Source organism: Sphingomonas sp. MMS24-J45, from assembly GCF_044881195.1.
GTDB lineage: Bacteria > Pseudomonadota > Alphaproteobacteria > Sphingomonadales > Sphingomonadaceae > Sphingomonas.
The window spans coordinates 118,407-132,405 of the sequence record NZ_CP173255.1 but is presented as its reverse complement, the minus strand read 5'-3'; the positions used below and the strand labels follow the sequence as shown (position 1 = coordinate 132,405).

The 13,999-nt window shown below is 63.4% G+C and carries 10 protein-coding genes; 5 read left to right on the top strand and 5 right to left on the bottom strand.

The window, feature by feature from the left end; translation table 11 throughout:
* Position 1 precedes the first annotated feature (1 nt).
* Both AB5I39_RS00650 and AB5I39_RS00645 read left to right on the top strand, forming a co-directional pair.
* Positions 2 to 1,900 carry a putative bifunctional diguanylate cyclase/phosphodiesterase gene (locus tag AB5I39_RS00650; RefSeq protein ID WP_404369931.1) on the top strand — a complete coding sequence of 633 codons (1,899 nt, stop codon included), beginning with the start codon at positions 2 to 4 and terminating at the stop codon, positions 1,898 to 1,900.
* Positions 1,897 to 3,777 (top strand): CHASE4 domain-containing protein, encoded by a 1,881-nt coding sequence (locus AB5I39_RS00645; protein ID WP_404369929.1) that lies wholly within the window; start codon positions 1,897 to 1,899, stop codon positions 3,775 to 3,777. The genes AB5I39_RS00650 and AB5I39_RS00645 overlap by 4 nt, the downstream gene beginning before the upstream one ends.
* A 10-nt stretch (positions 3,778 to 3,787) precedes the next feature.
* Here AB5I39_RS00645 and AB5I39_RS00640 read toward each other — a convergent pair whose 3' ends face one another.
* Positions 3,788 to 4,927, bottom strand: coding sequence for a carbohydrate porin (locus AB5I39_RS00640; protein WP_404369927.1), 1,140 nt, complete (start codon positions 4,925 to 4,927; stop codon positions 3,788 to 3,790).
* Positions 4,928 to 5,100: 173 nt separating this feature from the next.
* Here AB5I39_RS00640 and AB5I39_RS00635 point away from each other — a divergent pair, with 173 nt between their 5' ends.
* Entirely contained in the window at positions 5,101 to 6,918 is a 1,818-nt protein-coding gene (locus AB5I39_RS00635; protein WP_404369925.1) for a methyl-accepting chemotaxis protein, read from the top strand.
* A 6-nt stretch (positions 6,919 to 6,924) separates the two neighbouring features.
* On the opposite strand, the gene AB5I39_RS00630 is transcribed toward AB5I39_RS00635, so the two are convergent.
* Together AB5I39_RS00630 and AB5I39_RS00625 are read right to left on the bottom strand one after the other, a co-directional pair.
* Positions 6,925 to 7,383: a vgr related protein gene (locus AB5I39_RS00630; RefSeq protein ID WP_404369924.1), complete on the bottom strand. Its 459-nt coding sequence runs from the start codon at positions 7,381 to 7,383 to the stop codon at positions 6,925 to 6,927.
* The gene (locus tag AB5I39_RS00625) at positions 7,380 to 7,820 is read right to left on the bottom strand and encodes a copper chaperone PCu(A)C (protein WP_404369922.1); all 441 of its coding nucleotides are present in this window, start codon (positions 7,818 to 7,820) and stop codon (positions 7,380 to 7,382) included. The genes AB5I39_RS00630 and AB5I39_RS00625 overlap by 4 nt, the downstream gene beginning before the upstream one ends.
* Before the next feature lie 164 nt (positions 7,821 to 7,984).
* On the opposite strand from AB5I39_RS00625, the gene dnaK reads away from it, so the two are divergent.
* A complete protein-coding gene (gene dnaK / locus AB5I39_RS00620) occupies positions 7,985 to 9,883 on the top strand; it encodes a molecular chaperone DnaK (protein ID WP_404369920.1) in 1,899 nt (632 codons plus the stop codon).
* A 66-nt stretch (positions 9,884 to 9,949) separates the two neighbouring features.
* The gene (gene dnaJ / locus AB5I39_RS00615; RefSeq protein ID WP_404369918.1) at positions 9,950 to 11,059 is read left to right on the top strand and encodes a molecular chaperone DnaJ; all 1,110 of its coding nucleotides are present in this window, start codon (positions 9,950 to 9,952) and stop codon (positions 11,057 to 11,059) included.
* A gap of 348 nt (positions 11,060 to 11,407) precedes the next feature.
* Here dnaJ and AB5I39_RS00610 read toward each other — a convergent pair whose 3' ends face one another.
* Together AB5I39_RS00610 and AB5I39_RS00605 are read right to left on the bottom strand one after the other, a co-directional pair.
* A complete protein-coding gene (locus tag AB5I39_RS00610) occupies positions 11,408 to 12,943 on the bottom strand; it encodes an ArnT family glycosyltransferase (protein ID WP_404369917.1) in 1,536 nt (511 codons plus the stop codon).
* Between the two features lie 24 nt (positions 12,944 to 12,967).
* A complete protein-coding gene (locus AB5I39_RS00605; RefSeq protein ID WP_404369915.1) occupies positions 12,968 to 13,684 on the bottom strand; it encodes a hypothetical protein in 717 nt (238 codons plus the stop codon).
* Between the last annotated feature and the right edge of the window lie 315 nt (positions 13,685 to 13,999).

Here is a 13,999-nt window from a genome sequence, read left to right as displayed (position 1 = left end):
TATGCGAATTCTGATCGTCGATGACGAACCGGCCATGCACGACAGCTATCGGCGCAGTTTTGCGCCGGTTTCCGCCGATGCGGGCGCGCTGGACGCGATGGCGGCCGAACTGTTCGGGGACGACGATAGCGCGGCTGATGAGGCTGGTCCCGATTTCCAACTGACTCATGCGATGCAGGGGCTGGACGGCGTCGCCGCGGTCCAGGCCGCGCTGCGCGACGGTAATCCCTTTGCGGTCGCGTTCATCGACGTGCGCATGCCGCCAGGCATCGACGGCAAGGAAACCGCGGCGCGCATCCGCGCGCTCGATCCCAATATCAACCTCGTCATCGTCACCGGCTTCTCCGATTTCTCGCCGATCGAGATTTCGAAGGCGGCGGGTCCGGCGGACAAGATCTTCTACATCGCCAAGCCGTTCGAGGTTGCCGAGGTCGCGCAGATGGCGACCGCGCTGGCGCATCGCTGGCAGGGCGACCGCGAACTGGCCGAGGCGCGCGAATTGCTCGCGGCGCAGGTCGTGCAGTTGCAGGAACAGGGCCATGAACTCGCCGCGAACGAAAGCCGCGCGATCCACATGGCGAACCATGATTCGCTGACCGAAGCGCCAAACCGGCTCGCCTTCCGCCGCGCGCTGACCGATCGCGCGCGCAGCGACGCGCATTTCGCGGTGGCGATGGTCGATCTCGATCGCTTCAAGCTGGTCAACGACACGCTTGGCCATCTGGCTGGGGACGAGCTGATCCGCCTCATCTGCGGGGTGCTGCAGGCGAATATTCCGGCGGGCGGGCTGGTCGCGCGGCTAGGCGGTGACGAATTCGGGCTGCTGTTCGATTCGCCGGGCACCGAAGCCGCGGAGATGGAATGCGCGCGCATCCTGAAGGCCTGTTCGGGCACGTTCAAGGTGCTGGGCAATTCGGTGCAGGGCGGGGCGTCGATCGGCCTGATCGTGACCGAGCCCGGCGAAAGCCGCGACCCTACCGACCTGATGCGCCGCGCCGATCTGGCGCTCAACGATGCCAAGCGTGACGGGCGCGGGGTCGTCCGCGTGTTCGACGAGGGCATGGACGAAAATATCCGCCTGCGCCGCGCCATCGAAGGCGGCCTGTCGCGCGCGATCGCCAAGGGCGAACTGAGCCTTGTCTATCAACCGATCGTCGCCCGCGAGGAGCTTGAAGTCGTCGGATTCGAGGCGCTGCTGCGCTGGAACACCGAGGATCACGGGCCGATCAGCCCGGCGGTGTTCATCCCGATCGCCGAGGAATCGAACCTAATCCACGAACTGGGCGATTGGGTGCTGTCCGAATCGCTGAAGGTTCTCGCCGAATGGCCGACTCAATATGTCTCGGTGAACTTCTCGCCGCGCCAGTTCCGCCGCCACAATTTCGTCGGGCGTTTGGTCGAAAGCGTGCAGCGCGCTGGCGTGGCACCGCAGCGCGTGCAGATCGAGATTACCGAGACTGCGATTTTCGACGATGCCGATCGTGCGGCGGAGACGCTCTACAAGCTGCGCCAGATGGGCTTCCGCATCGCGCTCGACGATTTCGGGACGGGCTACTCATCGCTCTACAACATCCGCAAGTTCGCACTCGATTGCCTGAAGATCGACCGCAGCTTCATCGACGGCATGGGTCGCGAGCGGGAATCCGCCGCGATCGTGCATTCGATCATCCATCTCGGCCGCGCGCTCGGCCTGGGCGTGGTGGCGGAGGGCGTCGAGACCGAAGCGCAATTGCAGGCACTGCGCGTCGCCGGGTGCAGCCATATGCAGGGCTATCTGCTCTCGCGCCCGATCTCGCAGGACGTTGCACGCGAGATCGCCGAGGCGCGATTCCTCCCCAATCCCCTGGCGTCGGACGACGACGCCACGGACGTGGAACCGGGTAACGGGACGCACGGATGATGGCTCCGCTCCGGACCGTGCAGAACGGCGTGCGGAGCAGGGTGGGGCGGTGGCGCAATCCCAGCTCGCTTGGCGCAAAGCTCGTCCTGATCCTGACCGGGGTCGGGCTGGTCGGCTCGATCGCCCTGACCGCCTTGCTTGCCGCCTTGATCATCCCGAGCTTCAACCAGCTCGAAACCAAATCGATCGACGCGCATGTCGAACGGACCCGGGCAGCGCTCGGCGACTTCGCGCGCAAGGTCGAAGGCGCAGTGCGCGATTATGGCGACTGGACTTCCAGCTACGACTATATGGCGCGGCCCAACCCGGAGTTCGAACGCGAGAGTTTCTCGCCGCTTGCCATGGCCAATCTCAACGTCGATGGCATGGCCTATGTCGGCAATGACGGGCGGATCGTGATCGTGCGGTGGCGCGATGCGGCGCGCAACGTCGACCGGCCCGATCAGCGGGCGGCGTTTTCCGCCGCGCTCGTGAAAAGCGATTTTCGGAAGTTCCTCGGCGAGCGGAGCTCAGGCAGCTATTATCTGCGGCTCGGCGGAGAATTGGCGGCCGTCGGCGTGGCCAAGGTACGGCGCAGCGACGGGACGGGCGAGCCGCGCGGCTATGTGCTGATGGCACGGCGCGTCACCTCGGCGGCGCTGTCGGATATCTTGCAACTGCCCGCGACGATCGATCTCGCCAATGCGCCGGATACGGACCAGATTATTTCCGCGCGCACGACGATGCGGATCGCGGTGCCGATCCGTGGCAGCGACGGCAATGCCGTGGCGAGCGCGGTGTTCAGCGTCCCGCGCGACGTGTCAGTGCTCGGTCGGCGGATGTTATGGCTGGCGGTGGCGGGCTCGACGCTCTTGCTGCTGTTCGTGCTCGCGATGTTGCGGCGGATGATCACGACGCTGGTGCTGCGGCCGCTGGCGCGGGTGGAAAGCCATATGCAGGTGGTGCGCGCCTCCGGCTCGCTCAGCCTGTTGCCGGATGAAGTGCGCAAGGACGAAATCGGGTCGCTCGGCAACAGTTTCAACGCGATGCTGCAGCAATTGAAGGATCTGCGCGAGAAACTCGAGGTGCAGAGCTTCGCGCTGGGCAAGAGTGAAAGCGCGGTCGCAGTGATGCACAACGTGCGTAACGCGCTCAATCCGATCAGCACGATCCTGTCGCAAGGGATCGCGCAAGGGCCGCCGATCGATCGCGCCGTGCTGGACCGTGCGTTGGGCGAACTCGCCAAGACCGATCTGCCCGCGGCGCGGCAGGCCAAGCTGCTCGCCTTCGTCACCGCCGCGCTCGACGCGGAGGCCCGCGACCGGGAGGCGCGCCGGGCGGAGCTTCAGATCGGACGCGAGGCGATGAGCCATGTCCTCGAAATCATCGGCGCGCAGCAAAGCGCCGCGCACGAACGCCCGCCGGTTGAACCCTGCGACGTGACCGAGATCATTGCCAAGAATGCGACGATCGCACGCTATTCGGGCAACGTGTCGATCGCCTTCAACTTTCCGGCTCATCCATGCCACGTGCTCGCCAGTCGGATCATCCTGAGCCAGGTGATCGGGAACCTGTTTTCGAACGCCGCCGATGCGATCGCCGCGAAGGGGACCGCAAGCGGCAGCATCACCGTGACGATCGATCGAGTAGGGGGCGGAGCCAGGATCGCGATCCGCGACGACGGCGAAGGCTTCTCGGCGGAGCGGACGCCGACGTTGTTCCAGCGCGGCTATTCGTCGCGCGCACACAAATCGGGCGGGCTCGGACTGCATTGGTGTGCCAATTCGATGAACGCGATGGGCGGCGGGCTGAAACTTGAGAGCGATGGGCCGGGCACGGGCGCAGTCGCGCTGCTGACGCTGCCCCTGGCCGAAGATCGTGCCGAGCTGGCAGCCTGATCTCAGCGTCTTAGTGGCGGTCGAAGCTTGCGATCAGGCGTAACCCGACGACGAGCGTGTCGCGCCTGCCCGCACCGGCATAGGGACGGCGGATATATTGCAGATCGGGCTGCACCGACAGGAAGGGCGCGAGCTTATCCTGATAGGTAATCTCGACCCCGGTCTCACCCGCTTCCGGCTCCTCGCCCGTGTCGCGGAGTGTATCGCGGAAGCCGCGCGACAGCACGCCATACGCAATGCCCAACGAGAACTGCCCATCCGGGCGCCCCGGAATCAACCCGCGTCCAAGCACGCCAATCTGCGCGCCGCCTGAGAAAGAGGTGGTCTTTCCGTCCGACACGCCGGCGCGCAAGAACATGTCGATCCCGCGGGTATCGTCGCCCAGCAGGCGATGCTCGACCAGGACATAGGCCCCCATCGAAATGCGCCGCACCGGATCACCATTGGCGTCTACTGCCCGCAGATCATCCTGCCGCCGCGTATAGCGCCATGCGCCGACCGCCAGTTTGCCATTGTGCGTGGTGCCGGCCTCCGCGATCAGCAGCGCACCGTCCTGCATCGAAACATCGACTCCGGCCTCGTCGCCCAGGACCCCGGCGCGCGCGTTGACCGCCGCCACGCGGACGTACCCGGATTTGCCGAGCGCGACATTCAACCGCGCGGTCAGTGCGGTCGACGGAAAAATCGACGGCCCATTGGGGCCGGTGGCCGACAGTTCCAATCCGATTCCGAACGCGGGCGCGATCAGCAATCCCGCCGCATCGTTCTGATAGAAATCGGCGTTCAGATCGGACAGGCCGAGCAGGAGGGCGGCGCGACCGTGCGCTAAGCTTTGTTCGAGCCAGGCCTCATAAAGCTTCAGCCGCCCGTCGGTCACCTCGATATTGTTGACCCCCTGCACCGTGCCGGCCAGATCGTTCAGGCCGCGGCCGTGATTGTCGAGCATGTGAAGGTGGGCCCGCGCGCCGTGCCAGCCGATCAGGCGGTCAAAGTCGGCATCGGCCGTCAGCTCCAGATTTCCAAGCACGCGCCGCCCGCGCTGTTCCCCGCCCGACGCGACGCCCATCAAATCGATGACGTAGCGACCGGTAAAGGTGATCGGGCGCTCGGGCGAGTCGCTGGATGGCTCAATTACTTGAGAATGCGCCATTTCTGGACAAGCGCAAAGGGCCGTCAAGAAGAGCAGTGGCGTCAGCCGAACGGAGGGAAAGGTCATCGCAGCGCATCCAACCCAAATCTCATCCTATTATAGGTTAACTTAAGCCGCGCATGCAGGAAGACCGAACGATGGCATCCTTTGGATACGGAGACGCGCTAACGCGAATGCCGCTTGATCAATCGATCAAGCGCGCTGCTACTGTCTTGCTCGGCATGATCCTGCTGTGCGGTCTGACCGGCATCGGCGCCACGTGGGTGCAATCCTCGGCGCTTGCGCGGCAGGAAACGTCCGCGGTGTTGCTCTCCAACCACGAACTTGCCGACATGATGCACGATGCGGTGCGCAGCGATGTCCTCGGCATGTTGCAGGCCGCCGACCCGGATAGCGGACTGAAGCGCGATGAGATCAGCAAGGATTTTGACGAACATTTGAAGGATTTGCGGGCCGGCATTCAGGCGGACCGTGAATATAAGGGCGCACCCGACGTCGAGGCGGCAACCTCTAAATTGGACGCTCCGATGGAGCTTTATGCCACGGCGGCGACGGCAATTATCGAGCGCGCGAAGGTTGACCCGGCGGCTGCGCGCAAAAGCCTGCCGCAATTCTTCGACCAGTTTCGCACGCTCGAAGTGTCGATGGCGGAAGCGTCGGAAGCGATCACCCTCAACGCGAAGCGTTCGGCTGAAAGCGGCAGGACCATCGGCGTGGTCGCTATGATCGTACTCGTGCTGGCGATGGGCCTCGGTGCCGCCAGTACATTGGGTCTCATAAAGCTCGCGGTCCGCCACGTCGTGCGGCCGATCGAGACCCTGTCCGGCACGATGCGCGAGCTCGGCAGGGGTAATCTGTCGGCGGAGGTCGGCGGGGTCGAGCGCGGGGATGAACTTGGCGACATGGCGCGCGCGATGCTAGACTTCCGCAATCAGTTGCAGACGGCCGAAGACGCCAAACATGCGCAGGCGCAGTTGATCGTCGACAGCCTCGGCAGCGGGCTCGATGCGCTTGCCAGTGGTGATCTGACCGCCGAAGTACGCGCCGAACTGCACGCGCCCTTCACAGCGCTTAAGGACAATTTCAACGACGCCGTCGTCGGCCTCCGCGCGCTGATCAGTTCGGTCACCGAGAGCGCGGCGATGATCTCGACCGGATCGCACGAAATTGCGCGCGCCAGCGAGGATCTGGCCCGCCGCACGGAGGGCAACGCGGCCAGTTTGGAAGAAACAAGCGCCGCCATCACGCAGATGAATCAGCGGCTGCAGGCAACCGCCGTCGCCGCTGACAGCACCGTGAAGCGCGCCGATGGTGCCATGACGACCGTCGCTGGGGGCCGCGAAATTACCGACGAGGCGGTTCAGGCCATGACGCGGGTCAGCGAGAGCGCCAAGGGCATCGACAGCGTGATCGAGGGCCTCGACAAGATCGCCTTCCAGACGCGGGTTCTGGCGATGAACGCGGCGGTCGAGGCCGGGCGCGCCGGGGATGCCGGGCGAGGTTTTGCGGTGGTCGCCGATCTTGTCTCCGCGCTCGCCATGCGCGCCGAGGAAGAGGCCGGGCGCGCCCGCGATCAGCTTACCGCGACCCAGGCCGAAATCGGGACGGCGGTGGAGCGCGTCTTGCGGGTCGATGGGGCGCTAGCGGATATTTCGAGCGACGTCGGCGAGGTTCACACGCTGCTTGCGGGTATTGCGACCGATAACCAAGCGCAGTCGACAGCGATCACCGAGATTAGCTCGGCGGTGAGTGCGATGGATCAGGCGACGCAACAGAATGCGGCGATGGTCGAACAGACGTCCGCGGCCGCCCGCAATCTGACGTCTGAGGTGGCCGCACTGTCCGACCAAGCTGCTCGCTTCAAGGTTGCCGGTCAACCGCGCCGGTCGAACGCTCCGATTGGTTCACGCGCCGCGCCGAACGCTTCGGCCCGCGCCGCCCCGGTCCTGCAAACTGCCGGTGCGGGCAGCGACGATTGGGCGACCTTCTGACGAGTCCTAGGCCGGGTGGAACGGCAGGATGCTCTCGTAGGTCGAAAGTGCCGCCGCCCCGCGGATGAAACCGCCGTGGCGTAGCACGAACGTATGCCGCACAATCTCGGCCTGCTGCTCGATCCCGTAGCGCTTGAGCGGCCAGCCGGTGCGGACCGCATAATCGTAGCGACAGAAGGGGTGTCGGCGCAGCGGAAGATAGATCCCGCTCTGGCTTTGCCAGATATGGGTTAGTTCGTGGATCAGCAGCCCCTGATCGTCCAGATTGCCGCACGCGAAATCCTCGCGGTAGCGCGTGCCCTTGGGGTGGAAGTGGATACACCCGGTCGGCGCCATCACCGTTTCGCGCGGCTGGAAGAACGCCCATTTGCGCTGCTCGATGCGAACGGGCGCATAATCGATCGCATCGCCGAACACGCTGCGGGCGAGGGCGATCTCACCCGCCGTGAGCGGGCGTGCCGTCACTCGGTTGGCGCGGGCGCGCCCGCCGCGATCGTTGGCACGCCGAGATCGATCCGCTGATTGTTCGAGAAGGTGAAGGTCAGCTTGACCGCGCGACCCGGTTTGATCCCCGGATTCATATCGAACAGCATCAAATGCTTGCCGCCAGGAGCAAAGACGTTGGTAGAACCGGCACGAATCGGGAAATCGCCTATCGGCTTCATCATCGCCATGCCCGCGTGGTTCATGGATTCATGCAGTTCGGCTTTGACCGATACCGGGCTGGTAACCGACAGCAGCGTCACGTCGGAGGTGCCGCCGTGGATCGTGAAATAGGCGACCGCCGGGCGGCTGGGCACAGCGTTCAGGCGGATGTAGCCCTTGTCGACCGACAGCGCGGGTGGGGGTTGGGTGCACGCGGCGAGCGGCAGAAGGGCGACACAGACGAACCGGCAGAACAATGACTTTCTCCCATGTTGGGAACAATGGGCGCTTCTGTACGTGCGGTGAAATCTTGCGACAAGCGAAAGCCCACCTATATCCGCCGGGTGAGTGTCGCGTCGCTTATCGTAAGGGCGCGGCGGAATGGCAATTTTTTTGACAGACGGGGGCCTCAGAGGACCAAATGGCAAAAGTTATCGGAATCGATCTCGGCACTACCAACAGCTGCGTATCCGTGATGGAAGGCGGCAAGCCCAAGGTGATCGAAAATGCGGAAGGCGCACGCACCACGCCGTCGATCGTCGCGTTCGCCAAGGATGGCGAGCGGCTGGTCGGCCAGCCGGCCAAGCGCCAGGCGGTCACCAACCCCGAGAACACGATCTTCGCGGTGAAGCGTCTGATCGGTCGTCGCTATGACGATCCGATCACCAAGAAGGACACCGAACTGGTCCCCTACAAGATCGTTAAGGGCAACAATGGCGACGCTTGGGTCGGTGCCGGCGGCAAGGATTACAGCCCGTCGCAGATCAGCGCGTTCACGCTGCAGAAGATGAAGGAAACCGCCGAGGCGTATCTCGGCGAGACCGTCACGCAGGCGGTTATTACCGTTCCGGCGTACTTCAACGACGCGCAGCGCCAGGCGACCAAGGACGCCGGTCAGATCGCGGGCCTCGAAGTGCTGCGCATCATCAACGAGCCGACGGCAGCCGCACTCGCTTATGGCCTCGACAAGGACACCAACAAGACGATCGCGGTCTATGACCTTGGCGGCGGCACGTTCGACATCTCGATTCTCGAGATCGGTGACGGCGTGTTCGAAGTGAAGGCGACCAATGGCGATACCTTCCTCGGCGGCGAAGATTTCGACAACAAGCTGCTGAATTTCCTGTCGGAAGATTTCAAGAAGGCCGAAGGGATCGATCTCACCAAGGACAAGCTGGCGCTGCAGCGTCTGAAGGAAGCGGCCGAAAAGGCGAAGATCGAGCTGTCGTCGGCAGCGACGACCGAAGTCAACCTGCCCTTCATCACGGCGGACGCGACCGGCCCGAAGCATCTGGTCAAGCAGATCACCCGTTCGGACCTCGAGCGCTTGGTCGACGACCTGATCCAGCGTACGCTCGAGCCGTGCCGCAAGGCCCTGGCCGATGCGGGCGTCAAGGCAGCCGACATCAGCGAAGTCGTCCTGGTTGGCGGCATGACTCGCATGCCCAAGGTGCGTCAGGTGGTGAAGGACTTCTTCGGCAAAGAACCGCATTCGGGCGTGAACCCCGATGAGGTCGTGGCGATGGGTGCCGCGATCCAGGCGGGCGTGCTGCAGGGTGACGTCAAGGACGTGCTGCTGCTCGACGTCACGCCACTGTCGCTCGGCATCGAGACGCTGGGCGGCGTGTTCACCCGCATGATCGATCGCAACACCACGATCCCGACCAAGAAGTCGCAGACCTATTCGACCGCGGACGACAACCAGCAGGCCGTCACCATCCGGGTATTCCAGGGCGAGCGCGAAATGGCGGCGGACAACAAGCTGCTCGGCCAGTTCGACTTGGTCGGCATCCCGCCGGCACCGCGCGGCGTGCCGCAGATCGAGGTGACGTTCGACATCGACGCAAATGGCCTCGTCAACGTGTCGGCAAAGGACAAGGGCACCGGCAAGGAGCAGCAGATCCGCATCCAGGCTTCGGGTGGTCTCTCCGAGCGCGACATCGAGCAGATGGTGCGCGACGCCGAGCAGTTCGCCGAAGAGGACAAGAAGCGGCGTGCTGCGGCGGAAGCTCGCAACACGCTGGATGGTCTGGTCCACACCACCGAGCGTCAGTTGGCCGACAACGCCGACAAGATCGATGCAAGCCTGAAGGGTGAAATCGAAGCAGCGATTGCCGCTGCCAAGACCGTTCTCGAGGGCGACGATGCTGAAGCGATGAAGGCCGAGAGCGAGAAGTTCCAGCAGGTGGCGATGAAGCTCGGTCAGGCGATCTATGAAAAGCAGGCTCAGGCCGAAGCCGCTCCGGCGGGTGAGGCGGAAGCTCCCAAGGAAGACGTCGTCGACGCGGAATTCTCCGAAGTCGATGAATCCAAAGCGTAAAACTGATGCGCACCTCCCGCCGCCCGTGCAGAATTGCACGGGCGGCGGACAGGGCGGGGGCCAAGCATGAGCACCGAAGTTGATTATTACGAACTGCTGGAATGCGAGCGCGATGCCGATGAGGGCACGCTCAAATCCTCCTATCGCCGTCTGGCGATGCGCTATCACCCGGACAAGAACCCCGGCTGCAAGGATTCCGAAGCGCGCTTCAAGTCGATCAGCGAAGCCTATGATTGCCTGAAGGATCCGCAGAAGCGGGCGGCCTACGATCGCTACGGCCATGCCGCGTTCAAGCAGGGTGGTGGCGCCGGCCCGCAGGATTTCAGCGCGTTCTCCGATATTTTCGAGAATATCTTTGGCGAATTCATGGGCGGGCAGCGCGGTGGCGCGTCGGGTCCGCGGCGTGGTGCCGATTTGCGCTATGACATGGAAATCACGCTCGAAGACGCGTTTCACGGCAAGGCGACCGAGATCACGATCGACGTTACCAGCGCGTGCGACATCTGCAACGGCAGCGGTGCGACCAAGGGCACTTCGGCCAAGACCTGCGCGACCTGCCACGGCCACGGTAAAGTGCGGGCGCAACAGGGTTTCTTCGTTGTCGAGCGGACATGTCCGTCGTGCCACGGTGCGGGACAGACGATCGCCGATCCGTGCGGCAATTGCCGCGGCGAGGGTCGGGTCGAGAAGACCAAGACGCGCACCGTCAACATCCCGCCCGGGGTTGACGAGGGTACGCGTGTGCGTTTGACCGGCGAGGGCGAGGCCGGTTTGCGTGGTGCACCGGCGGGAGATCTCTATATTTTCCTGCACGTTGCGCGGCATCCGCTGTTCGAGCGCGAGGGCACGACACTTTACGCGCGGACGCCGATCAGCTTCACGACCGCGTCACTCGGCGGGGAAATCCATATTCCCGGGCCGGACGGGGTACGTCACCCGATCAAGATCCCGGCAGGCACGCAAAGCGGCCGCGAATTGCGGCAGCGCGGTGCCGGTATGCCCGTGCTGCAAGGTCGCGGTCGCGGTGACCTAGTGATTCGGATCGAAGTCGAAACACCAAGCAACCTTACCGGCCGCCAGCGTGAGTTGCTGGAGGAATTCCGCGCGACCGAGACGGGCAAAGAGTGCCCGCAAAGCACGGGCTTCTTCAAAAAAATGAAAAGCGCCTGGGGCTGACCCGGCGCAGGCGAATAGCTCGCCGCCCGGCTTAGAATCCCGACCACAGCCCTGGCCGCCCCGACATGCGTAGGGGCGGTTTGGGCTGATGGGTTAGAGGATCAAGGTGACCTCAACCAACAGCGCGACACCGGCCGCGGCGATCAGGCCGCTGGCCAGCTTTTCGATAATGCGCATATTGGGTCTCCGTGTGCCGGATCGTTCCGGCGCCGACACATCTGGAGATTATTGCCCGGTCGCGCAATTTAATTACATGCCTTCGCACATGCAGCAAATGCAATCATCCCCTTCTGCAGTAGGAATTCAATTCGCGGCTAAGCGTGTGTCGCGGGCCGACGAAGTACGATTTCAGCGCGGCAAGTGCAGTGTCAGCGGCCCCACCCGTTCGCGTCGCGGATAGGCGGCGTCGATTGCGTCGGCGATGATTGGGGTGAAGCGCTGGTCGTAGATCAAATCGCCGCGCTCGCCGTGAGTCACGAAGAACCCGAAGGCGCCCCGCCGGACGTGCATCGCGAGCCGAGCTTGATCATAAACGCCAGCGCTGCCCAGTTCGGCGATCATCGCGGGTTCCCACACCACGGATTGCCCGGCGCGACGGAGCAGCACCATATCGTCGCTCACCACCGGCTTATCACTCGCCCGCACGCGCGCTACCAGCGCCTGCATTTCCGCAAGATTCTCGGCAGCGGTGGGCACAGGCACGAGCGGCGGGTCGAGCATCTGGATCGGCAACCCTAAGCCGATAAGAAGCAGCAGCACCCCGCTCGGTACGGACGGTTGTGCGGTCGCAGCGCGGATGACGGGAACGATCGCGATGCCGATCAGGATCGCCAACCCTACAAACCAGTCGATCAAATAATTGTCGTTCGCCCCGGATTTCAGTATCATCGGCAGCATCAGCGTCTTGATGACGACCATCAACAGCACGACCGCGCTGGCCGCCAGCCCGCTTTCGCGCGCCATCCGATCGCGCCAGGTCCGCCAGTCGCGCGGATCGAGCCGTCGCATCGTTGCCGCAAACCCGATCCCGCCGAGCGCGATCGGCACGATATTGGCGAGCAGCACCAGCAGCACCTTGGTCGCATGGTCCCAGGCGATCCGGTTGAGATTGTAGAAAATGATGTTGGTCAGGAACGCGGGCGCCTGCGTAGCCTGGATCAGACCGAGCGCGGCGCTCGACGACAGAATTGCACTGCCGAGCAGCAGCCACGCGGCGCGCGGGCGGGCGATCAGCAGGATCAGGAACGTGGCAGTGGGGGCAGGGAGGCTGGTCTGGCGGGTGTAGAGCGCGATCGTGAACAGCACGCCCGCGGCGATTGCGAGGTTTGGCCGCTCGACCGCACGCACGACTAGCACCAGTCCGGCCATCGTGAACGCGAGTGCCAGCATGTCGATCTGCATCAGCAGCGCCGAGGTGAGCCAAAGCGGCAGCGTGACGAAGCTCAGCGCGGTGACCGCACCGGCGGCCGCGCGAACACGTCGGCTCTCACCCCGCCCGATCGCGGTGGCGGTCATCACCCCGGCTAAAACCGCAGCAATGATTGTGGAGACCAGCGACACCAAGCGGCCCGCGAAGAGCTGATCCAGCCCAAATGTCGATGCCGTCGCGGCCGTCAATAAATGATAGACCGGCGGATAATTGAACACGAAGGCCGGGAATTCTCGCAGCGGCGCATAGCCTGTGCCGTCGATGATGCGCAGCATCTGCTGCCACACGACGCCCTCGCCATAATCGCGACCGAACGGATCAGCGAGCGCGTCCGCCGCATGCAGCGCGAGCCGCGCCACCCCCCAGGCAAAGGCGAGCGCAGCCACCGCCAGCGCGGCGCGCGCGATCAGCGTGTGCCGACTGATACGGGCCGCGAGGTCAAAATCCTCGTGCAAAACGCGCCAATCACCCTTCCAGGATCAGCGGCTGCCGACCACGACCGCAGTTACAAGCAAACCAATATCAGTTGGGTTGGTCATGGTGTTTTCTGTTCCGCTAACGACGTAACCAAATTCCTTACCCTGGGGTCCAAAGAAACCACCGTAAATCGTCGGAGAAATTCGTCCCGAAACGAACGCTGAATTTGAACCGAAAAACCCAGCATTGGTCACGTCGATACTACCCTGTTCCACAAAGGTCCCCAAATCTGCCACCGTTCCTCCAGCAGTCCTGCCGATGAGATGCAAATTTGATACGAACTGGCCCGTGGTTAAATCGACAGTCATCGTGGCGGTGCTGTCCGATAAAGAATAGACAATTAGACTTCCGCTTCTAATGTCATGCGCCTCACCCTGAACCGATGCTCGTGTAAACGACACAGTTGACGCGGACGGGATATCGGTAACTGCGGTAGCAACCCCGATTACGCAATATGATTTTGTGCGCGCGCGCGTCCCGGAGGTGGGAGATCCTTCGAAATCGCCAACGGTGACACGTAGATAGTCTGTTGCGGTGCCACCGGGGGTGGGCTGAATAATAGAGAATCTTTCGGTGGCTCCGGCAGTAGGTGACGGTTTTGAATAAGACGTCGTCCCGGGGGTGGTGCCCGCGAGCAAGTCGGCCGCCGTAAAGGTTTGCTGAACGTTGTTTGGCGCGAATACGAGGTACGCTTGCGTCGCGGCCTTGTAGCTGATCAACCCCGTGCGAGAGAATCCCGCAAAACCCGTGGTAATGGGTGTCCTGTCGGCAGCTCTCGGCGAATATCCGATGCACGCGGACGCATATTGCTGGTCGCCGGTCAGGGCCGCGAAGGTTGGATAGCTTTGGGATGTCGGTGAAGGTGAGGGGGATGAGGGAGAGGGTGAAGGTGAGGATGTTGGAGGAGTGGTAGGAGCTGTTGCTACCACCCCGGTATTGGTTCCCGAGCTACCACCGCACCCGACAAGCGCCAGTGCGATAGGCGTAAGATATAGAAGCCGGCTCAACTTTGTCCTCCCGGATGTTATCATTAT

What these genes read in the sequence shown, in the direction of transcription:
- AB5I39_RS00650 (WP_404369931.1), top strand. Translation starts at nt 2, where the DNA reads ATGCGAATTCTGATCGTCGATGACGAACCGGCCATGCACGACAGCTAT.
- AB5I39_RS00645 (WP_404369929.1), top strand. Translation starts at nt 1,897, where the DNA reads ATGATGGCTCCGCTCCGGACCGTGCAGAACGGCGTGCGGAGCAGGGTG.
- dnaJ (WP_404369918.1), top strand. Translation starts at nt 9,950, where the DNA reads ATGAGCACCGAAGTTGATTATTACGAACTGCTGGAATGCGAGCGCGAT.
- AB5I39_RS00635 (WP_404369925.1), top strand. Translation starts at nt 5,101, where the DNA reads ATGCCGCTTGATCAATCGATCAAGCGCGCTGCTACTGTCTTGCTCGGC.
- dnaK (WP_404369920.1), top strand. Translation starts at nt 7,985, where the DNA reads ATGGCAAAAGTTATCGGAATCGATCTCGGCACTACCAACAGCTGCGTA.
- AB5I39_RS00640 (WP_404369927.1), bottom strand. Translation starts at nt 4,927, where the DNA reads ATGGCGCATTCTCAAGTAATTGAGCCATCCAGCGACTCGCCCGAGCGC.